Here is a 19820-nt window from a genome sequence, read left to right on the forward strand (position 1 = left end):
GCCGGTCAGAGGGCCCTCAGACCATCCACACGATCATCAGCGTCAGCCCGACAGCCACGATCGACGTGCACAGCACGACGAGCCACGTGGGCGGGTGGTCGCACGGTTCGGTCTGCACGATGACGACCGGCGCGGGTGCCGGCTCGGGCAGCGGCGGCGGCGGGGGCGGCGGCGGCGGGTCCATGAGGGCACCGCACCGCACGCAGCGCACGGCGGTCGGCACGTTGAGCTCGGCGCACGCGGGGCAGGCCAGGGTGGCGGACAGGGCGTTGCCGGACGCTCCCGGTGCGCGGCGCAGGGCGTCGTCCGACGACCCGTCGTCGGGTCCGGCGCCGGAGGACGGGCGGGCCCAGAACAGCGGGTAGTCGCAGGTGGGGCAGAAGTCGGTGGCCAGGCGGCGGTCGGCGTGGACGGTCGAGACCGTGCCGCACTCCGGGCACGCGAGCACCAGCGAGTCGCCGGTCTGCGTGCCGTCCTGCGAGCCGATGACGTCGGTCATGAGGCCACCCCCTGGGCGATTCGTTCGGGCAGGGGCCACGCGCGGCGTTCCCCGACCCAGATCTCGGCGTGCATGTGCGCGGGCACCTCGTCGAGGACCAGGCGCAGGAAGTCCGGCTCCTCGAGCAGCCCGGTGGACTGTACCTCCATGACGACCCACGCGGGGCCGACGGGTGCGCCCTGGCGCTCGAACACGCCGCCGCCCTCGCTCACGGTCACCGGCCCGCCCGAGAAAAGCTCGAGCAGCATGCGCAGGCCCTTGGTGGTCCCGCGCCACTGGAGGGTGGCCCCGGCGGTCGCCAGGATCTGCCGCTGCAGCGCGTCCGAGAACGAGTCGTCGATGCCGGACAGCCCCAGCCACTGGGCCATCCAGCGGACCATCGCCAGGGGCGTGATCGTGCGGTCGGCCAGGTAGGGCAGGTTGTCGGCGTGCGCGAGCAGCGTGCCGGCCTGCTCCTGGAAGATGCGCACGAAGCGCACGAAGAAGTCCTCCCCGAGCATCCCCGCGGGCAGCTGGTCGAGCAGCCAGTCGTCGTGCCGGGTCACCGCTGGCCCCTCATCGCACGACCACCCGGTGGTCCGCCGACAGGAACAGGGCGTACTTCTTCAGCGGCACGGACTCGCGGCCGCCACCGACGCGACGCCCGTTGCGCAGGTCGTACTCGAACAGCTGCACTCGTCGACCGCCAGCACCCCCTCGACGGCCTCGATCACCTGCGTCACCGCGGCGGCCGTCAGGGTCGCGTCGAAGGGCCAGCCGGCCCCGTCGGGCCCTCCGGTGAGCGGGTGCACGAACCGGGTCAGCTGGTCGACGACGCGCTGGCGGACCATCGTCGCCGGCCTGCCGGGCAGGGCCCTGATCAGCGCGGCGACGCTCACACCCTGGTAGAACGGGGTTCCCAGCTCGAGCGGGACGCCGACCATCCGACGCTCGTTCAGCGCCGACTTCACCGCGTCGAAGAGCTCGGGCTGCAGGGCGAAGTCGTCCAGCTGGTGCGTGCGCGGGTCGCTGTGCAGCTGGGGCACGACGAGCACGCGGACCACCGAGGACCCCGTCTGCGACGCGGGCAGGCAGCGTGCGCGCGCCACCTCGATGGAGGCCTGCCGGGCGATCGCCTCGAAGTCCGACGCCGTCACGGCGCGCTGGCCCGTGCGCAGCGTCAGGGGTCCGCGGACCTTGGCCTCGGCCGCCGTCTCGGCGTCGACACCGCCCTTGCCGGGGAGCAGGTTGGTGACCGACGCGACGAACGGCAGTGCCGTGCGCAGGGCCGTGAGGGTACGCACGCCGACGTTCCCGGCGTTTCCGCCGCCGGTGCGGTACCCGGACACGCGGATCTCGGCCCCGTCGCGCGGGATCGCGCCGTGCTGCCGTGGCGCGCCGGAGGGGTGCCGGATGGTGGGCCCGAACCGGATCTCGCCCGTGTTCGAGTCCCAGACGACGTGCGTGTCGTCCGGGCCGGACGCCGAGAAGTCCGGCACCTCGGTCCACACCTGGGTGCCGCGACGGTCGACGACGATGACGTGCTCCTCGCCGCGTCGCTCGGCCACCGGTGCGACGGCGACCGTGAACACCTGCGCGGCCACGCCGGTCGAGCGCCCGAGCATCTCGGCGGGTTCGGCGTGCGCGTGCTCGGACGGCACGGTGATGCCGATGGCGTGCAGCGCGATCGACGCGATCCGGGGCGACGCCTGGTACGTGGGCTGACCGGGCTTGGGCCGCAGCAGCCGGACCCGCAGCCAGTGCGCGAGCTTTTCCGCCGAGCATCAGCGACTCGTGCCGCTCCGGCACCAGGAGGACGACAGAGCCGGGCTTGTTCAGGCCGCCGGTGCCGTCGGACTCGACGATCGCCTTGATCCACGCCTCGCCGTTCCAGGCCTCCCAGATGATCGGCGCGTTCAGCGGGTCGACGCCGATGCCCTCGGCGCGGGCGGCCAGGTCGAGGCGCACCGCGTAGCCGGCCAGCGACTCCTGGGTGCCCAGGTAGAGCGCGTCGCCCTCGACCAGCGGCGTGGACGGGAAGCACACGGCCGACTGGCCCGGCAGCGTCAGGTCCTCCCACACGTCGTTCGTCGCGACGAGGGCCGCGTCGGAGGTGTAGGCGGCGACGAGCCTCGGGGGACCGACGACGCCCTCGGCGGACGTGCTGAACACGATCGCGTCGGCGTCACCGAGCGCCGTCGACACCTCGGTGCCCGTGGGCACGCGGACGATGCGCTCGGCGGGGGCGGACAGCCAGAACGTCAGGTCCGTGTGCGCCACGGACGGCGGGAACGGCTCGATGCCGACCAGGTTGAGGAACTCGACGTACATCCGGTCCGGCACCTGGTTGACGCGGTACAGGACCATCTCGCTGACCCACGCGAAGAGCTCGATGAGAGCGACGCCGGGGTCGGAGACGTTGTGGTTGGTCCACTCCGGCGTGAACCGCGGGATGAGGCGCTTGGTCTCGTCGACGATGTCCTGGAAGGTGCGGTCGTCGAGGTTCGGCGGGTCGAGCGGCATCAGGCGTCCTCGCGGGGGATCACATAGAAGGGGTAGACCAGGTTGCGCCTGTCGTTCGTCGCGCGGATGCGGTAGGCGATGCCGATCCGGACCATGCCGGGCTGTTCTCGTCCTGCACGGGCGTGACCGCGTCGACCTCGATCCGCGGCTCCCACTGTGCGAGCGCGTCACGGACGGCCTGGCTGATCAGGCCGATGAGGTTGGCGTTGACCGGCTCGAACAGCAGGTCCCAGATGCGGCAGCCGAACTGCGGTCGCATGAGCCGTTCGCCGGGCGCCGTGAGCAGGACCATGCGGATCGAGTCCTCCAGGTCACCACCCTGCGCGGTGAGCGCGATGGAGCCCGTGTGGTCCACGCTCATGGGCCAGGCGAACCCGCGGCCGACGAAGTCCGACGTCGGAGGGCTGGCGGCGATCTCGCTCAATTGATCTTCACCATCGCTCCCTTGATCTCCAGGATGCCGCCGGCCTCGACAGCGCCCATACCGGTGCCCTTGAACGAGGCCTGCGTGCCCTGCAGCTTCAGACCGGTCGTCGCCGTGGCCTCGACGTCGGCGCCGCTGACCGCGACCTTGGTCGACGCCTTGATCGTGATCTTCGTGGCGTCGATCGTGATGCCGCCGTTGCCGTCGAACTCGATGAACGCCGACCCGACCGTGATCTTGAGCGGGACGCCTGCGGGCACCTTGAGGTCGGCGCGGTCCTTGCCGATCTTCAGCGAGTGGTCGAGCCCGGCCAGGGCCAGCTCGACCGACTGGGTGGCGGGCGTCGTGCCGTCGCTCATGGTCAGGGTGTGCCCGAGGCGCGAGGTCAGCGCGCGTGTCACCACGGCGCCGTTCTGGTCGACCGCCGCGGCGGTGGGCGTGGTCGACTTGTTGCCGTAGAGGCCGCCGAGCACCACCGGACGCGTGATGTCGTCGTCCTCGAAGCCGATGAGGACCTCGTCGCCGACCTCGGGGATGACCACCTGGCCGCGGTTGGCGCCGGCGCCGATGGCGAGCACCCGGGCCCACGCGCTGGAGAGCTGGTCGGAGGCGGTGCTCAGCGAGACGCGCACACGTCCCAGGTTCTCGGGGTCCACGACGTTGTCGACGACCCCCACGGCCAGCCCGCTGCGCCGGAAGCTCGACACCGGGGCGGTGGTCTCCCACGGGTCCGAGCTGCACGGGGTCGCGGTCGCCGACGACGAACCGCGAGATCGCGTTGCCGTCCATCCACACGTTGTCGACCTCGCGGATGTAGTAGTTCCCGTTCGAGGGCCCGGCGCCGTTGACGATCAGGCGCCCGCCCGGGACCAGCATCGCGGTGTACTGGCACGAGCCGGTCGCGGTGACCCGCCCCGTGCGCGCGGCGAGGGCCTGCGCCGCGAGCGTGGCGTCGGTCTGCGACCGGGTCGCCGCGCGGGCGTCGACGCGGGTGTACTTCGTCCCGCCGCCCGTCGTCGCGTCGAAGCCCGCCCGCGAGGTCGGCGTGTTGGCCGTGCCGACCACGGCGGACTGCGCGACGGGGTCCCAGCCGCGGACGGTGACCGAGGTGGCGCCGTCGCCGACCTGACGGGCCGCGAACGAGATGACGTCCATGCCCATCGTGATGGAGACGGCCTGCGCCCCCGGGGAGCTGCCGGTGGCCGCGGGCCACATCGAGAACGTGTCGCCGAGGATCGACCAGTCGCGTCCCGTTCGCCGGGCGATCTCGTCGATCATGCCCAGGGCGGTGTCGTTGCGCAGCGCGTACTTCACGGGCGTCGTCGGCAGGTCGATCGTCCCGGCGGTCAGGCCCGCCGCCTGCAGCAGCGATCTGACGATGTCCCCGAGCGCGACGTTGGTGAACGACTCGACGTCGGTGTTCCGCATCAGCTCGTAGCCGCCGTCCTGGACGACGACGGTCAGGGTGAGACCCGCGCCCGAGTCCAGCTCGCTCGTGACGGACGTGACCCTGCCCTCGAACGCGGGGTCGGTCTTGTCCCCGTACCCGGCCGAGACCGTCACCTTCTTGCCGATGTTGAACGTGCCGCTCGCGACGAGCGTGAATCCGTCGTCGAGGAACGTCATCGTGCACCGACCGACCGACCGCAGACCGCGCTGGACGCGCACGCGCGTGATCTGGATGGTCTCCGGGATCGCCTGGCCCTCGGACGTGATGTCGACCCGCACCACCCCGTCGGACTCGAGGAGCGGGCTCGTCATGAGTCGAAGCTTCGGGATCGACAGCATCGAGCCGGGCTTGAGCGCGAGCGGGTCGGCGATCGAGTTCGCGGCGGCGAGCGTGCGCCACCGCGTCGAGTCGCCGTAGTACTGCGCCGAGATGCGGTCGAGCGTCTCGCCGGGCTGCACGCGGTGCACCCGGTGCGGTCGCGACGTCCCGGACGTCGGGTTCTGACGCCCGAACGCCTGGGACTCCTCGTACTGGCGCAGGACGAGCGCCATCGTCGCTCGCAGCGGCACGCCCGTGCTCGAGAAGTACGTGTACGTGAGCTCGAGCTGCGCGATGACCGCCTTGAACGAGTGCAGGTCGCCCCAGTGGAACGTCACGTACGGCGGACGCGTGCTGTGCTTGGACTCGTCGGTGCCGGGCAGGCTCGGGTCGACGTCCATGAGCGAGACGATCTTGCCCGTGTGGGTGCTGACGTCCGTGCCTGTGTCGGTCGTGTCGAAGAAGAGGTCCACGCGCAGCACACCCGAGTTCGCACCCGTGTAGCGCAGGCGCGTGACCCCGCGGCCGGCCAGGGGCGCGCCCGACCAGGTGTTGCTCCGGCTGATCTTCAGCTGCGCCGGGTTGAACAGGCAGGAGACCCGGGTGCCGTCCTCGGTCTCGAGGAATGCCTTCTGGCTCGAGGGCGCGGCGGGTGCAGGGGTGGTCGACGACATCAGAACACCTCCGACCCGCGGCGCCATGCGCGACGCTCGGTCTCTTCCTGGAGCCGGTCCTCGATGATCTTCAGGACAGCGATGCGGAACTCTTCGCCGCCGAACGAGCCGCCGCCGCCGCCCCCACCCGGGGTGGGCTCGCCGACACCGGCGGTCCTGTCGATCCCGGAGTTGTCGAACTGGGCAAAGTCGAGGTCCGCGCTCATGTCAGGTCCTCCCTCCCCATCGAAGAAGCGTCGCACGATGTGCGGCGTGCCGGCGGGAGCGCCGAAGGTCATGGGCCCGGTTCGCGAACCGGCCGGTGCGCCGAAGGTCATGGGGCCGGCGGGTGTGCCGCTGCCGGTGCCTGTGGCTTTCGCTGGTGCCGTGCGTGAGCCACCTGAGGTCCGGGTCGCCAGGGCGTCCGCCGCCCTCGAGCTCGGCGCGGACGGCTCGCCGGTCGTCGGCGAGCGGCGCACGACCGTCCGGGGCGGCAGCACGTTCCAGGCGTCCGGGAGGCGCGGTGGGTTGGCGCCGCTGGCCGGTCGCGGAGGCGGCAGAGCGGTCAGGCCGCCGATCGCCGCCGGCCAGCCCGTCGCGGCCGTGCCCGGGGACCAGGCGTTCGTGCCGGGGGCGCGGGGGGTCGCGGTGGACGCGTGGGTGGCTCCGACGTCCTTGGACGTCGACCGGCGGATCGCGCCGCCCGGCGGGAGGCCGACCGTCGGGAGGCCAGCGCCCGTCGCGCCCGCGCGGCTCATGGTGGGGACGCCGTTCGACCAGGAGACGCCGACCCCCGGCGCGCTGGTTCCGGACGCGGCGGATCCGGACGCTCTGGCTCCGGCGGCGCTGGTGCCGGCCTGCGCCCTGGTGGCGAGGGTCGCGCTCATGTTCGGCGTCGTGCTCGAGGTTCCCGACGAGCGGGAATCCCTGGGGCCTGCGGTGCTCGCGGCGCCCGGACCCGAGCTCGTGACCCTGCGGCGAACCGGCGCGGCGGCGGACAGCGCCGAGGTGGCACCGCCGCTGGCGGTCCGGATGGGCACGGGCGACATCGCACGCAGCGCGTAGCCGGGTCCGGCCAGCTCGGCACGCGGGGCGGCAGCCGTCCCGCCGGACGACGAGGAGGCATGGGCGTCGGAAGACGAGGCAGCGGCTGAACGTTGGGCGGATGCGTAGGCGGCCGCGGCGCCCGTGGGCGGAGCGAGGCTGCCGCGATGGTCGCCGACCGCGATCGACGACGAAGCGCCGGGGACGCGGGTGGCGCGGCGGACCGTCGACCGCTCGATGCCCAGCCCTGGCCACGACGCCCGCGTGTGCCCGTGCCCGCTGCGCCGGTGGCCGGTGCCCGGCAGGTATCCGGCGAGCCCCGCGTTGCCCGACGTGAGGTCGATGCCCCCGACAGTCTCCGATGCCGCCACCCCTGCGGGGTCGGCACCTGGCGAGCCCGCGAACGATCGACGCACAGGCGTCGCCGACGCGCCCGACCCACTGGTCGCACTCGACCCGCTGGTCGTGGCGTCGAGCGACGAGGACGAGCCGGCCGGCGACGAGACGGATCCGGCGGGGGAGGCTGCTGCTCGACGACCTTCCAGACGGCGCCCCGGTCGGTCCGGCGCTCGACGAGCCTGCGGTCGAGCCTGTCGAGGACGACGTGGTCGTCGACGAGGGAGCTGACGACGATCCGGCGCCCGACGAGCCGGTGGGGCTCGAGGCGCTGCCCGCCGACGAGTTGGACACGTGGCGGCCGATCGGGGTGCTCGACAGCACCGTGTTGTTCGGACCGGTCGGGTTGGCCGGAGCGACGCGAGCGGCGCCCGACGACGCAGTCGGCGCAGAGATGGGTGCCGCCTGGGCAGACGAGGATCCCGTCGCGCCCGACGACGATGCGGCTGCCGGTCGCGAGGCCGAGCCCGTCAATGCGGACCGTGTTGCGGCGGCAGCGGCCGACGCGGCTGCGGCTGCCGAGTCGGCCGCCACGGCGGCCACCGCGGCGGACGTCGGCGCCACCGAGCGACGGACGCGCAGGGTCGGGTCCGACAGGGTGCTGTTCGGCCGGAACAGCGGCCGTGCGAGCGTGCGACGGACCGCGCTGGCCAACGGTCGGTGCGCGGGCGCGGGCATGGGCTCGTCGCCGCTCCCGCCGAGGGACGCGCCCCCGAAGTGCAGGCGGGTCGCGGCCGGGGACGGTGACGTGCCGGCGTCGGCGGCGGACCCCGACGAGCGGCCTCCATCCGAGAGCTGACCCGGACCGGCGCCCGTGACCGCAGAGCGCGGGGTGGAGTCGGCCCCGGCGGAACCGGAGGCAACCGCGCCGGCGCCGGCGGCTGTGGCAGTGGCTCGGTCGGTGTGGGTGACCCCGGCCGAGGTGCTGGACGGCCCTTCCGTGGTCGACCGGCGCACGACGGACGCGGCCGTCGCCGCATCCGCGGGACCGGTCGGACCGGCGGCGCCCGACGGCGACGGGCCGGTCGCGGGGGACGTCGCGTGTGTGGCGGGTGCCGGGCTCGAGCCGACCGATGGCACACCCGCAGTGCTCGGAGTCGGACCGGTCGGGCCGGCCGGCCGTGCAGACGTCGCCGCCGCGGCAGAGGGCGACGCCGCGGTGGGGGACGACGCAGGGGTCGACGACGCGGGGGTCGACGACGCAGCGGTGGGCGACGACGCAGCGGTGGGCGACGAGATGGCCGGGGCGGCGGACGGAGACGACGCCAACGGCGAGCGACGGATCGGGATCGCGGAGGACACCGCCGCGGGCGAGGGCGCTGACGTCGTCGGAACAGGAACGTGGGCCGCAGCGCGGTCATGCTCCTCACCCGCGAGTCCCGCAGCCGAAGCCGGAGCGGGCCGTGAGGCCGGAGCCGAAGGACGGGGCGTCGCGGCCCGGGCCGACGCGGGCGCGGCTGCGGCGCGGCGGGCATCCGCGGTGGCGGTCGCCAGGGCGCGACGCCGCAGCAGCCGGCCGGACGGCGCGGGCGCGCTCGCAGACGCGGAACCGGGAGAAACGGGACCCGAGGGGAGCGCCGAGGCAGAGGGAGTCCGGTCACCGGTGGACGACGCTCGTCCGGACCCCCCGTCGTTCCCCGGTCGTGCCGGTGGGTCCGCCGCGCGGGTCGTGCGGTGCACAGTGCGCACCACACGAGAGTCGGGCATGCGGCCGGCGGCACGCACGTCCTCCGACGGCCGGACATTGATGGTCTGCGGCTTCAGGCGTGAGGGCGTGCCGCCGGGCCGGTAGCTGGACTCGGACGGCACGCGGTCGAGCATGCGCGGCAGACCCCGGGGTCGCGGCTCGACGTCCGGTGCCGCGGAGCGCACGGCCGAGACGTCGGACCACCAGCGGGGCGGCTGGATGGAGTCGGAGCGTGAGGCGACGGAGATCGTGGAGGCCGGACCGGCGAGGGCGCGGCGGACGGCGACGGAGCGCCCGTACCCCGTCGAGAAGCGCACCGACGACGAGGCCAGCGACCCGATCGGGGCCGGCCTGGGGTGGCCGAGTGCGGGTCCGGGGCGGCGCAGGCGCACACCGATCGCGCGGCCGAGCCGGGTGCGGGGATCGTCGCCGGCCGACGCAGCGACCGACGCGGACGGCTCGGTCACAGCGTCTTCGCCCGGAAGCCGTTGTGCGCGACCTCGAGGGTCTCGGTGAGCGCCGAGGAGGACGCGGTGCTGAGGGTCGGGCCGCTCCAGGCCACGGCGAACACGCCTTCGAACTCCCATGCGCGGAGCCGCGTCCCGCTGCTGCTGATGACGGTGACGGCACCCGTGGCACGCGTGACCTTGTTCTGGTTGCCCGCGAACCCCTCGCCGGACGACTTGCCGACCCAGGTGAACAGCGCGTCCGAGTCGACCAGGCCGCGCTTGAAGACGAGGTGCGGCCAGCGGATGACGCCCGGGAACTGCTGGACGTACTGGTTCTGACCGCCCTCGATGTACTCGTGGGTGCTCACGGTGAGCTGGAGGCCGCTGACCTCCTGGAAGTGGCCGATCTCGACGCCGTCGACCTCGAACACGAAGTTGGAGGTGACGGGTAGGTCACCTCCGAGGGGCGTCTCAGGCACTCTCTCTCACCGCCTCCCACGCTCGCGCGTTCATGGCCGACACGGCGCGGACCATCCGGACGCGGTCGAGGTGCTCGAGGTCGAGCAGCTCGTTGAGGGGCCAGTGCAGGTGGTACGCGAGGAACGCGATCTCCTGCCAGAGCGCCTCGGAGGGGTAGCGCAGCATGGTGCCCGAGCCTCGGTCCGGATCTCCTCGATCGACGCGCGGCCGGCCCGATACGTCGGACCAGGCCCGTCTGAAGGAGCGGTCTCCGGGGCCGGAGCCGACGCCGGAGCCGGCGCCGGAGCGACTGGCTCCGGCGCCGACCCGGGCAGAGGTCCGGCCTGCTGCTGTGCAGCGATGAACTCGTCGAACTCCTCCTGCGACCCGAAGTTGATCACGCCGTAGAAGTCCTGCAGGAACGCGAGGTCGGCCGCGAAGAGACCTTCGATCTCGTTCGCGGTGACCATGTCGAGCGACCCCAGCGTCTCCACCACCCGCGCGAGCACCACGATCGTGAGCCGCGGGTCGTCCGGGCCGCTGATCGTGGGGTCGCGCAGGGGCTCGAGCTCGTCGCGCGCCGTTGCCAGCCGCATGACGCCGTCTCGGTGGAGTCCGCCGTTGCGGTCCACGTACCCCCGAGGGAGCGTGAACTCGTAGCGGGTCTTGAGGCTCACTTCACCCGCGCGAGAGACTCGACGATGAGCGTGATGGTCTCCTTGACGGGGTCGTTGGACTCCACCGACAGCTGGTCGGTCGCGATCTTGCTCGGCCAGCCGTTGGTGAAGTTGAAGCGGGCGACCTCGGCGTTGCTCGAGTCGTACATGACGATCGAGCCGTTCTTGCGGCTGCCCGTCCGGTCGCTGACCTTCATGCCCTTGTCCCGGATGTCGTTGAACCAGCCCCAGAAGCTTGTCCTGCGACATGTCGGGCGGCGCCATGCGGGTCAAGGAGATGTCGGGTGCCTTGTTGGCCTTGCCGAGAGTCTTGACCACCTGGACCTTGCCGTTGGCTCCGGCCTGCTCCGTGGTCACGACCTCCATCTCGATGTCCAGCCCCGAGACCGAGCTCAGGATGGAGACGACGGAGCCGTCGATCTCGAGGAAGAAGTTCTGCGAGACGAGCGGGTCTGTGTTGATCAGATCATTGGGCATCTAGCTGCTCCTGTCAGGGGCGAGTTCGGGGTGCGTCAGGACGCGGTCTGCTTGTTCTGGCTGATGCGGAAGATGACGAACTCGGCCGGCTTGACGGGCGCGATGCCCACCTCGACGACGAGCTTGCCCGCGTCGATCGACTCCGGCGGGTTGGTCGTCGCGTCACAGTTGACGAAGAACGCCTCCTGCGGGCTCGCGCCGAACAGCGCACCGGCCGACCACAGTCCCCGCAGATACGCGTTGAGCGTGCGCTTGACGCCTTCCCACAGGGTCACGTCGTTGGGCTCGAAAACGGCCCACTGGGTGCCCTCGAGGATGGTCGACTCGATCATGTTGAACAGGCGGCGGACGTTGATGTACGTCCAGTCGGTGTCCGAGGCGAGCGTGCGCGCACCCCAGACCCGGATGCCGCGCTGGCCGAACGGGCGGATCGCGTTGATGCCCAGCGGGTTGATGACACCCTGCTCGGCCTGCGTGATGTTCCGCTCGACGTCCAGGACGCCGCGAAGGGTGTCGTTGGCCGGGGCCTTCCACACTCCACGCGACTCGTCGGTCCGGGCCCACAGCCCGGCCACGTGGCCCGACGGCGGGATGAGGATCTCGGAGTTGCCGTTGGAGCCCGTGGGGTTCTCCACCTTGATCCAGGGGTAGTAGAGCGTCGCGAACGCCGAGTCGAACTGCGCGGTGTCCGTGCGCCACTCCTTGACGGCCTGCGGGGAGAGCCCGGGGGGCGAGTCGAGGATTGCGACGCGGTTGGCGTGCAGCTCGCAGTGGGCGATGAGGCTCGTCTGCACGGCCTTCCAGAGACCCAGGTCGAGCGACCCGTCCGCCTTCGTCGCGGCCGTGACCAGGTCGGGGACCAGGACGATCGTGACGTCGTCGGCGATGGCCAGCCCAGCGATGCCGGTGCGGGCAGACTCCGAGCCTGCGAACTTGCGACCGTTGACCGGGACCGGCTTGGCGGCGGCGTGCTCCAGCGCGTACGCGCCGGGCTTGAGCAGTTCGAGCTGGCTGGTCAGGTCCACGTCGGCGGCCAGCTTGACCTCGACCTTGACGCGCGTGGACGTCTTGTTGATGACCGTCGCAGCGTCGCGCGGGCCACCGAGCGTGAGGTCGTCGTAGCTTCTCGACGGCCTCGCCGCCGTCGACGATCGTGATGCTGAACGGCGCGGGCCCCTCGTGGTCGTCGGCGACCTCGGTGGCCTCGACGACGACGGTCAGGTTGGCGTCGGGCTCGACGGACTCGACCGCGATCGGCAGGCCGAGCGAGCGGTCCGCGGCCGGCAGGGCCAGGCGAGCGGGCTCACCGGACGGCTCGGCGTTCGGGATGCGGACGATGTACGCGAGGCTGCCACCGTTGAGGAAGTAGCCGTACACGGAGAGGGGAAGAATTGCTCCCTCGACGAAGCCTCCGTAGAGGGCCTCGTACTGGTTCCAGCTGGTGACCAGACGGGGCGAGAGGCCCTGCGGGTCGTTGGGGTCGTCCTGGGGCGCTCGCTCGGTGAACCCCACGAATGCGGCCACAGCGGTCGGCGCCGAAGCGAGGACCTTCTGGGACGAGGGGATCTCTTCGACGTAGACGCCGGGCGCGGTGTATGTGGGCACTGGCCATCCTTAGCTTGGATCGCTCCCGCCCGGGCATGACCTGCGCGGGGACGCTGCGACGCGGGTGTGTCGTGGTCACGCTATGGACGCGCCTGAGTACCCGGCATCGGTAATCGCTACCGAGGTTTTCAAACCCCCCGCCGGGGCCATAAGGTGCGAATCGGCACAAGGGCTCAAGTTCGAGCCGTAACGTGCCGACACACAGGCGGAAGACACGAGTCCGACGCTGTGTCGTGCACGAGGTGGGTACCGATGGTGGCAGGCGACGAGCACGCGTCGACGACGGCGACGGCACTGTCCGCCGGTCACGAGTACTCGCTCCCCAGCTTCCCGACGGTCGTCCAGCCGCATCACGGCCGTCGTCGCACCATGCTCGCCCGTCCCGTCGTGGACCAGGTCCGCGGCGAGCTTCTCCGTCGGACGTTCCGTGCTCGTCGTCGGCGACGCCGGGGTGGGCAAGACGCACCTCGTGACGGCCGCACTGTCCACCCTGCGGTTCGTCGAGGACGACGCCGTCCCGCACGTCGTGACGATCTCCGGCGCCTCCGCCCGCGGCGGCATCCCGCTCGGCGCCCTCGAGCCGCTGCTCGGCGACGACGCGCTCGTCTCGCTCGGCAGCGTCGCGCGGACCGTCGACGCCGTCGCCGCCTCACTGCGCGGTCGCGCACGCGGGGGACCGCTCGTGCTGCGGGTGGAGGATGCCCACCTGCTCGACACCGCCAGCGCGCAGGCCCTGGGCTGGATGGTGCAGCAGGGCGAGGTCCAGCTCGTCGCGACCGCTCGTGCGTCCGCCGTCGCGGGCTCGCCGTGGCTGGAGCTGTGGAAGGACGACGTGGTCGAACGCGTCGACGTCCCGGCGTTCACGCTGGCCGAGGTCGAGCGCTGGCTGGTCGCGGAGCGGGGGGCAGGTGTCGATCGACACCGTGCGCCGCGTCTGGGCGGAGACCGGCGGCAACGCCTTCCACCTGTCGGAGGTGGTCCGCGCCGACCGGCTCGGCGGCGCCCTGCGGCAGATCGACGGGGTGTGGGTGTGGACGGGTCGGGCGACGCCTGGGCGACGGCTGCTGGATCTCGTCGCGCACGACATGACGCTGCTGTCGTCGGACGCCCGTTCCGCGCTCGAGGTCGGCTCGCTGGCCTGCCCGATCCCGTTGAGCGCGCTGCTCGACCTGGTGCCGCGGCACGCCATCGACGAGCTCACCCGCGCGGGCCTGGTGACCCTGACCCCGCGCATCTCGGTCGCAGGCTCGGGCGACGTGCTCGTCGACCTCGCCCACGCGCTGTACGCCGAGGCGGTCCGTTCCGGCATCCCGCGCGCCCAGCGGCGCGATGTGCTGCTCGCCGTCGCCGAGCTGACGCACGACGGTCAGCGCAGCGGACCCGCGCTCGTGCGCTCGGTGTCGCTCTCCCTCGACTGCGACATGCCCGTCGACGCCCCGCGACTGCGCGCCGCCATCGACGCCGCGTTCGAGATGCAGCAGCCGGACACCGCCGTGCGGATCGTCACCGCGGCCCTGCGTCGTGGCCTCATCGACGACGTGCACCGGATCGAGCTGCTGGTGCAGCGGGCCGACGCCTGGTGGCACCTGGACGACGTGGCGCAGGCGTCCCGGGACCTGGCAGAGGCGGTCGACAGCGTGCGCGTCCTGGAGGTCCCGGACTCGCGCGCGGTGCGGCTCATGGTCGCCGCGACCGCGATGCAGGCCGGGATCGCGCACTACCAGGACGGTGACCTGCTCCAGGCGCTCATCGCGTTCGGACCGACCGAGTGGTGGCTGGACGGGCTGCCGCCCGGGCTCGCGCTGATCGGCCGACGCGAGCTCGACGTGGCCCGTCTGACCCGCCTCGGCTACGCCGGCCGTGCCGACCTCGACGCCGCGCTCGCGGTGCTGCTGTCCCCGTCCGTCGGCGGCATGGCGCTGCCCCTGGCCTGCCCGACGATCCTCGGCCTGGCCCAGTCCGGCCGCTTCGCCGACGCCGCCCGCATCGCGTCCCGGTACACGCAGCTGGCCGTCGCGCACCGCGACAGCTACCGGTGGGCCGTCGGCGAGGTGGCCGTCGCGAGCTTCCTGTCCATGCTCTGGTCAGGCGACCTCGCCGCCGCCGAGGCCTTCGCCCTGATCAAGCGCTCCGACCCCGCCCTCGACTGGGCGGCCACGCACGTGACCCGCGGACTGCTCGGCATCGCCCACGGCTCCTGGTCGTCGGCCCGCAGCGACCTGCACGCCGTGTCCGACCGGCTCGGGCTCTCCGACCTCGGCGGGGTGGCCGTCTTCACGCAGGCCGCCGAGGCAGTCGCCGCGGCCGCGTCCGGGGACGGCTCCGCAGCCCGCGTGCTGCTGTCGTCGCTCGAGGCCTCACCCGTGCGAACGTTCGGCGGTCTCGAGCCCGAGGTCCGGCTGCTGCGCGTCGACGCGCTGCTGTGGATGCGGGACCCGCGCGGTGCCGACGAGGCCGCGGCCCTGGCATCGTGGGCGGCCGCGTCGGGTCTCGACCGTGTCGAGCTCGAGGCCCTGCACCGGTGCGTCGACCGGCACGGTCGCGGCCGGCTGGTGGACCCCGCGGTCCTGGACCGCGTCGCCGAGCTCGCGGTGACCGTGGACGGTCCCCGCGGCGAGGCCCTCGTCGCCCACGTCTCCGCGCTGGCCGTCGGCGACCCCGACCTGATCCGCATCGCCGAGCGCGCCCTGAACCGCTGCGGCCTGTGGCTGCCGCCGCTGGAGGCGCCCGTCGCGCTCACCCGCCGCGAGCAGGAGATCGCCGCGATGGCCGCCGGCGGGATGACCTCGCGCGCCATCGCCGTTCGCCTGACCCTGTCGGTGCGGACCGTCGACAGCCACCTGGCGCGCGTGTTCGCCAAGACCGGCGTCCACTCGCGCGAGGGTCTGTCGGTCGTCCTGCGCTGATCTCAGCGCGCGACGCCGTCCGCCGCCTCCTGGAGGGCCGCGACGTCGATCTTGCTCATGGTGAGCATCGCGTTCATGGCCCGGCCGGCGCGGGCGGGGTCGGGGTCGTTCAGCAGGGCCGGCAGCGCGGCCGGGATCACCTGCCACGACAGGCCCCAGCGGTCCTTGAGCCACCCGCATGAGCCGGGCTCGCCGCCGTCCGCGACCAGCGCCTCCCAGATGCGGTCGCACTCCGCCTGGTCCCGCACGTTCACGAGCAGCGAGAACGCCTCGGTGTGCGGGTACTGCGGGCCACCGTTGAGCGCCTGCAGCTCGAGGCCGTCGATCACGAAGTCCACCGTGAGCGCCGTGCCGGCGGGCTGCGGAGCCCCCTCGGGGTAGCGGGCCACGGTCGTGATCCGCGAGTCGGGAAAGATCTCGACGTACCGCTGCGCGGCCTGCTCGGCCTGGTCGTCGAACCACAGGAACGGGCTGATGCTCATCTCGGTGCCTCCGTCGTCAGCGACGCGTGGCCCTGTGCCGGTGCGTCGTGCTTCATGCGGTGGTCGGAGCCGATCCGAGGATCTCGACACCGTCTCGTGCTCTGTGTACGTGTGGTCGGTCACAGAACTGAACAGACGTCCAGTTTTGACGTATCCTTGACCTAACAACGATACGGAGGAGGCGAAACCACATGACTACTGAACACCGGGCATCGCGCTACGCCCGCCGCATCGGGCTGACTCGACGCGGCTGACAGCCGCTTCGTCGCCCCCCTTCCCCCCTGTTTGCACCACGCGTCGCGCCGACCGCCGACGCGCCACCCGACTACGCCCGAAAGGCGTGATCTCCCGTGCGTTTCCGTCTCCTGGGCGCTGCCGCGCTCGCCGCCGCCCTGATCCTCGTCCCGACCGCCGCGAACGCGGCCGGCTCGGACGCCCCGACGCCCTACACCGTCACCGCGCAGACCCTGACCCTGCCCGCCGGCGTGACGTTCGAGGCCAACGGGCACATCAACTACCGCGTGACCCAGCTGGACGGCTCCGGCGCCGTGACGTTCAACGTCCACAACGCCGTACCGGACAACGGCCTGTGGCCGCAGAAGCGGTACATCGGGCAGTCCGTCTACACCTGGTCCGACCACCCGGCGTTCGCCGCCTCGTTCCCCGGCGGGTACTGCATCACCTGGGTGCAGGTGTCGCTGTTCAACGAGCACTTCGGTGAGGGCGGGCAGCCGCCGGTCTGCACCACCGACCCGACGACCCCGACGGACCCGGTGATCCCGACGGACCCGACGGACCCGACGACTCCGACGGACCCGACGGACCCGACGACTCCGGTCGACCCGACGGACCCGGTGATCCCGACGACTCCGGTCGACCCGACGACTCCGACGGACCCGACGGACCCGACGACTCCGGTCGACCCGACGGACCCGACGGACCCGACGACTCCGGTCGACCCGACGGACCCGACGGACCCGACGACTCCGGTTGACCCGACCGACCCGACGATCCCGACGGACCCGACGACCCCGGTCGACCCGACGACTCCGACGGACCCGGCGACTCCGGTTGACCCGGCGACTCCGGTTGACCCGGCGACTCCCAACGTGACGCCTGGTTCGGAGCATGTCGTGATCACGGAGGTCCTGGCCGCAGAGGACCCCACCGCTCCGGAGAGCGGCGAGGTCTTGGCCGCGACCGGCTCGGACGCGGCGGCGCTGGCAGCCTCGGGCTGGTCGCGGTAGCGATCGGTGGCTCGCTCATCGTCGTCGCCCGCCGCAATGCTCGGGACCACAAGAGCACGTCCCGCTCCGCTCTTTAGGAGAAGGCTCTGAAGGCCGGTCGCGTCCAACGCGGCCGGCCTTCGGGTTCCCGGTCGCAGTTCGGTAGGCTCCTGGGCATCCGGCGGGCCGTCATCCCATCCGCCCGGCGTTCGCGCCTGGCTTAGGGGATAGAGCACCGCTCTCCTAAAGCGGGTGTCGGCAGTTCGAATCTGCCCAGGCGCACAGTGTGTCGTTGCAGGTCAGCGCGATGTCGCGTGCGACCGATGCCGTCGGTGTGACCGCAATGTCCGGTTCGTGGTCAGCATGTGGTCAGCAGCATGGTCTAGGTGCTTCATCAACCGCGAAGGCCGGCGACGGGAGGAGGGGTCGTGCGGCTGGCATCGTCCGACGGGGCATGTGTTGAGCTGAGCCCTGTGCGATACGAGTTCGGGCCTCCCGCACCGGATGGCGACGGTGGCTTCGATCACGACGCCAACTGGGTTGTCATCGAGGGGCACGTTCGGACGGTCGACGGACGCGGTTTCTCGTTTCGCGATCCCTGCCTGATAACCGACGAGATGCCGGAGATCTCGGAATGGTTGAGGGCAGTTGCTGGCCATCGTGTGCCATCGATGTCGCTTCCGGTCGACGAGGGTCGTCTCTTGGCCTTCACGGAACCGAACGTCGCATTCAGCGTCAGCGTCGACGACGTGGGCGAGGTGCAGCTTCCCGAGTTCACCTCTCGCTGGAGTCCCTACCGCCGTCCCTGCGCGACGACGACGTCGAGCTGTACGAGTACTTTGTCGAGCTGACGCTGACGCCCGAGGGCATCAGAGAGGCCGCCGCAACGTGGGACAGCGAGATCGCCCCCTTCCCGCAGCGCTGAGGCGATGGCGCTGGCGGCCTGGGTCAGCTCGCGAACCAGCGGCGCCGCTCGGCTACGCGTCGAATGACAACTGTGAGGGCGACCAGCAGTCCCAGCATCGCCGTGATGATCGCCGGCGGCCACGGTGTCGGCCTGGACGTGTCGGGGCACGGGGTCAGGTCCCACGCGTAGTCGGCCGCGAACGCTTCGGGCGACAAGGTCTCACCCGATTCGGTGCGCAGCTGGCCGTCCTGTGGCAACGGACCCGTCGGCACGCCGGCGAGACTTCCGTAGCAGGCGTTCCCCACACCGACCGCAGTGGCCTGGCTCAGCGGCTCGATGAGCGGGACAGTCTCCGTGAACCCAGCGGGCGTGACGCCCAGAACGACCGTGCCCGACCACCCGGCGGGGACGTCTCCTGTCCGCTCGACTCGCCAGAGCACCGGCGAGTGCTTCCAGCTCGGGTTGGCCCCAGAGACCACGACCACTTCGGTCACCTCGTCTACGGCGGCACGTCCGAACTCGATGCGGATGCCGCCGTTCGGCGCACCAGCGAACGCCACGTAGGGGACCGACGGGTCACAGGGAGCGAACCGGCACAGCGCATCGCCACGGACCATCGATAATGGCGTCAATACCGACCCGGTGACCAACAAAACGACGCCGAGAACCATCCAGCCGTGCCACCGGCGCAGCGCCCGCCCTTCGCGGACGGACGGAGCGATAGGCAGTCCCGATAAGGTCACGCGCGACATGGTCGCAGCGCGCGCTCACCCGGCAGGGCACGTCCTGGCATCGATCCCGTCACGATTCCTGCCGACGGAGTGCGCAAACCACGCCCGTGTCGTCGTGGCAGTTAGCAGTCCCCGGTGCTGCCCAGGACCGGTCGTCATGAACTCGGAGAGGATCGCGGTGGCGAGGGCATACCAACCGCTGAAGGAACTCTGCGCCCAGTGCCGTCACCCGTGGTCGGAGCACGCTGGGGCCGACCTCGAGGCGACCGCCGAGGGCATCTGCGGTGAATGCAGGTACGAAGAGGTACCACCGTGGTCGCGACGCTGACGCCCGCCTGTTGGGCGGCATTGGCTTCGGAGGTCGGGCTCGACGCGGTCCGACCCCTGACGCGACGCCGTTGGGCATTCCGGCGCCGCACTCGCAGGCCCGGGCGATGAGCTGACGCCAATCGATGCACCGGCGCGCGGCTGCTCGATCGATAGACAGTTCGATGACGTGATGCCGGCGATGCGATGGATGTCCAGAGCGTGCTTGCTCTGCTCTCAATCGCCGGTGCAGGTCGTCGCAACAAACCGGGGACGAGACTCCCGTCCCGGCTTGGTAAGCATTCGATTGACGCGCCGAGCGTGCCGAGGGGGTGCCGCCAACGACGCGTGCTTCAGCGCTTGCCTGTCCGTGGTCCACCAGGCTTCCGGCCTTGTCCTTCTAGCGATAGACAACGCGATGACGTGATGCTCCTGATGCGCGAGCCGCGAGGTCTGCCAGCTTTCGACCGGAACCGTCAGTAAGGGACGGGCTTACTGAAGACTAATGCGCTAGCCTTCAGTAAGCGAGGGAGGTGTTGAAGGTTGGCGAGTGATCAGCGACGTACCGACACCGCCGCGCGGGGCGACGAGCGATGGCCCGCATTGACGACGGAGCAGCGGG

20 protein-coding genes, 1 tRNA gene and 2 pseudogenes are annotated in these 19820 nt (G+C 71.7%); 9 read left to right on the plus strand and 14 right to left on the minus strand.

All coding sequences use genetic code 11. From position 1 onward, the window contains the following. Positions 1-16: 16 nt before the first annotated feature. From AC38ZX_RS02935 to AC38ZX_RS02945, 3 genes are read right to left on the minus strand one after another with little or no spacing between them, the layout of a single operon-like run. Positions 17-499, minus strand: a complete 483-nt coding sequence (locus AC38ZX_RS02935; protein ID WP_426594380.1) for a hypothetical protein — start codon at positions 497-499, stop codon at positions 17-19. Beyond that, a complete protein-coding gene (locus AC38ZX_RS02940) occupies positions 496-1044 on the minus strand; it encodes a phage tail protein (RefSeq protein WP_491296273.1) in 549 nt (182 codons plus the stop codon). Before AC38ZX_RS02940 ends, AC38ZX_RS02935 begins: the two co-directional genes overlap by 4 nt. 60 nt (positions 1045-1104) lie before the next feature. Then, on the minus strand, positions 1105-2235 hold the full coding sequence (locus AC38ZX_RS02945) for a putative baseplate assembly protein (RefSeq protein WP_491297284.1): 1131 nt from the start codon (positions 2233-2235) through the stop codon (positions 1105-1107). Positions 2236-2272: 37 nt separating this feature from the next. Here AC38ZX_RS02945 and AC38ZX_RS02950 point away from each other — a divergent pair, with 37 nt between their 5' ends. Continuing rightward, complete coding sequence (locus tag AC38ZX_RS02950) at positions 2273-3028, plus strand: hypothetical protein (RefSeq protein ID WP_491296275.1); 756 nt, start codon at positions 2273-2275, stop codon at positions 3026-3028. On the opposite strand, the gene AC38ZX_RS02955 is transcribed toward AC38ZX_RS02950, so the two are convergent. From AC38ZX_RS02955 to AC38ZX_RS02970, 4 genes and pseudogenes are all read right to left on the minus strand, one after another. Beyond that, positions 3021-3362, minus strand: coding sequence for a GPW/gp25 family protein (locus tag AC38ZX_RS02955; RefSeq protein ID WP_491297286.1), 342 nt, complete (start codon positions 3360-3362; stop codon positions 3021-3023). The genes AC38ZX_RS02950 and AC38ZX_RS02955 overlap by 8 nt on opposite strands. Before the next feature lie 59 nt (positions 3363-3421). Continuing rightward, positions 3422-4132 carry a phage baseplate assembly protein V gene (locus tag AC38ZX_RS02960; protein WP_491297287.1) on the minus strand — a complete coding sequence of 237 codons (711 nt, stop codon included), beginning with the start codon at positions 4130-4132 and terminating at the stop codon, positions 3422-3424. A 151-nt stretch (positions 4133-4283) separates the two neighbouring features. Next, positions 4284-5894 (minus strand): annotated as a pseudogene (locus tag AC38ZX_RS02965) (CIS tube protein); the annotation flags it as partial. Continuing rightward, positions 5867-6073, minus strand: coding sequence for a hypothetical protein (locus AC38ZX_RS02970; RefSeq protein ID WP_491296276.1), 207 nt, complete (start codon positions 6071-6073; stop codon positions 5867-5869). The gene AC38ZX_RS02970 and the pseudogene AC38ZX_RS02965, both read right to left, overlap by 28 nt. Positions 6074-6233: 160 nt before the next feature. Here AC38ZX_RS02970 and AC38ZX_RS02975 point away from each other — a divergent pair, with 160 nt between their 5' ends. The 3 genes from AC38ZX_RS02975 to AC38ZX_RS02985 all read left to right on the plus strand — a co-directional run bounded on the left by AC38ZX_RS02975 (position 6234) and on the right by AC38ZX_RS02985 (position 9078). After that, entirely contained in the window at positions 6234-6911 is a 678-nt protein-coding gene (locus AC38ZX_RS02975) for a hypothetical protein (protein WP_491296277.1), read from the plus strand. A gap of 583 nt (positions 6912-7494) precedes the next feature. Continuing rightward, positions 7495-8085, plus strand: a complete 591-nt coding sequence (locus tag AC38ZX_RS02980; RefSeq protein WP_491296278.1) for a hypothetical protein — start codon at positions 7495-7497, stop codon at positions 8083-8085. A gap of 102 nt (positions 8086-8187) precedes the next feature. Continuing rightward, positions 8188-9078: a hypothetical protein gene (locus tag AC38ZX_RS02985; protein WP_491296279.1), complete on the plus strand. Its 891-nt coding sequence runs from the start codon at positions 8188-8190 to the stop codon at positions 9076-9078. 358 nt (positions 9079-9436) lie between these two features. Here the strand turns inward: AC38ZX_RS02985 and AC38ZX_RS02990 are convergent, their stop codons facing one another. The 4 genes from AC38ZX_RS02990 to AC38ZX_RS03005 all read right to left on the minus strand — a co-directional run bounded on the left by AC38ZX_RS02990 (position 9437) and on the right by AC38ZX_RS03005 (position 12060). Further along, entirely contained in the window at positions 9437-9901 is a 465-nt protein-coding gene (locus tag AC38ZX_RS02990) for a phage tail protein (RefSeq protein WP_426594389.1), read from the minus strand. Further along, the gene (locus tag AC38ZX_RS02995; RefSeq protein WP_426594390.1) at positions 9894-10067 is read right to left on the minus strand and encodes a DUF6760 family protein; all 174 of its coding nucleotides are present in this window, start codon (positions 10065-10067) and stop codon (positions 9894-9896) included. Before AC38ZX_RS02995 ends, AC38ZX_RS02990 begins: the two co-directional genes overlap by 8 nt. A 487-nt stretch (positions 10068-10554) precedes the next feature. Beyond that, complete coding sequence (locus tag AC38ZX_RS03000) at positions 10555-10755, minus strand: phage tail protein (RefSeq protein ID WP_491296280.1); 201 nt, start codon at positions 10753-10755, stop codon at positions 10555-10557. Positions 10756-11070: 315 nt separating this feature from the next. Further along, positions 11071-12060: a phage tail sheath family protein gene (locus tag AC38ZX_RS03005; RefSeq protein ID WP_491296281.1), complete on the minus strand. Its 990-nt coding sequence runs from the start codon at positions 12058-12060 to the stop codon at positions 11071-11073. A gap of 1049 nt (positions 12061-13109) precedes the next feature. Here AC38ZX_RS03005 and AC38ZX_RS03010 point away from each other — a divergent pair. After that, positions 13110-13340, plus strand: a pseudogene (locus tag AC38ZX_RS03010) (hypothetical protein); the annotation flags it as partial. On the opposite strand, the gene AC38ZX_RS03015 reads toward AC38ZX_RS03010, so the two are convergent. Beyond that, on the minus strand, positions 13290-13562 hold the full coding sequence (locus AC38ZX_RS03015) for a hypothetical protein (protein ID WP_491296282.1): 273 nt from the start codon (positions 13560-13562) through the stop codon (positions 13290-13292). The pseudogene AC38ZX_RS03010 and the gene AC38ZX_RS03015 overlap by 51 nt on opposite strands. A 1-nt stretch (position 13563) precedes the next feature. On the opposite strand from AC38ZX_RS03015, the gene AC38ZX_RS03020 reads away from it, so the two are divergent. Then, positions 13564-15546, plus strand: coding sequence for a response regulator transcription factor (locus AC38ZX_RS03020; protein WP_491296283.1), 1983 nt, complete (start codon positions 13564-13566; stop codon positions 15544-15546). Between the two features lie 2 nt (positions 15547-15548). On the opposite strand, the gene AC38ZX_RS03025 is transcribed toward AC38ZX_RS03020, so the two are convergent. Beyond that, positions 15549-16028: a VOC family protein gene (locus tag AC38ZX_RS03025; protein ID WP_491296285.1), complete on the minus strand. Its 480-nt coding sequence runs from the start codon at positions 16026-16028 to the stop codon at positions 15549-15551. A gap of 350 nt (positions 16029-16378) precedes the next feature. Between AC38ZX_RS03025 and AC38ZX_RS03030 the strand changes: the two genes are divergently transcribed. The 3 genes from AC38ZX_RS03030 (at position 16379) to AC38ZX_RS03040 (ending at position 18105) form a co-directional block, all read left to right on the plus strand. After that, on the plus strand, positions 16379-17275 hold the full coding sequence (locus tag AC38ZX_RS03030) for a hypothetical protein (protein ID WP_491296286.1): 897 nt from the start codon (positions 16379-16381) through the stop codon (positions 17273-17275). A gap of 190 nt (positions 17276-17465) precedes the next feature. After that, positions 17466-17536, plus strand: a tRNA-Arg gene (locus AC38ZX_RS03035). A gap of 191 nt (positions 17537-17727) precedes the next feature. Beyond that, entirely contained in the window at positions 17728-18105 is a 378-nt protein-coding gene (locus AC38ZX_RS03040; RefSeq protein WP_491296287.1) for a WapI family immunity protein, read from the plus strand. A gap of 97 nt (positions 18106-18202) precedes the next feature. Here the strand turns inward: AC38ZX_RS03040 and AC38ZX_RS03045 are convergent, their stop codons facing one another. Next, positions 18203-18913: a hypothetical protein gene (locus AC38ZX_RS03045; RefSeq protein WP_491296288.1), complete on the minus strand. Its 711-nt coding sequence runs from the start codon at positions 18911-18913 to the stop codon at positions 18203-18205. Between the last annotated feature and the right edge of the window lie 907 nt (positions 18914-19820).

Source organism: Cellulomonas sp. McL0606, assembly GCF_058248365.1.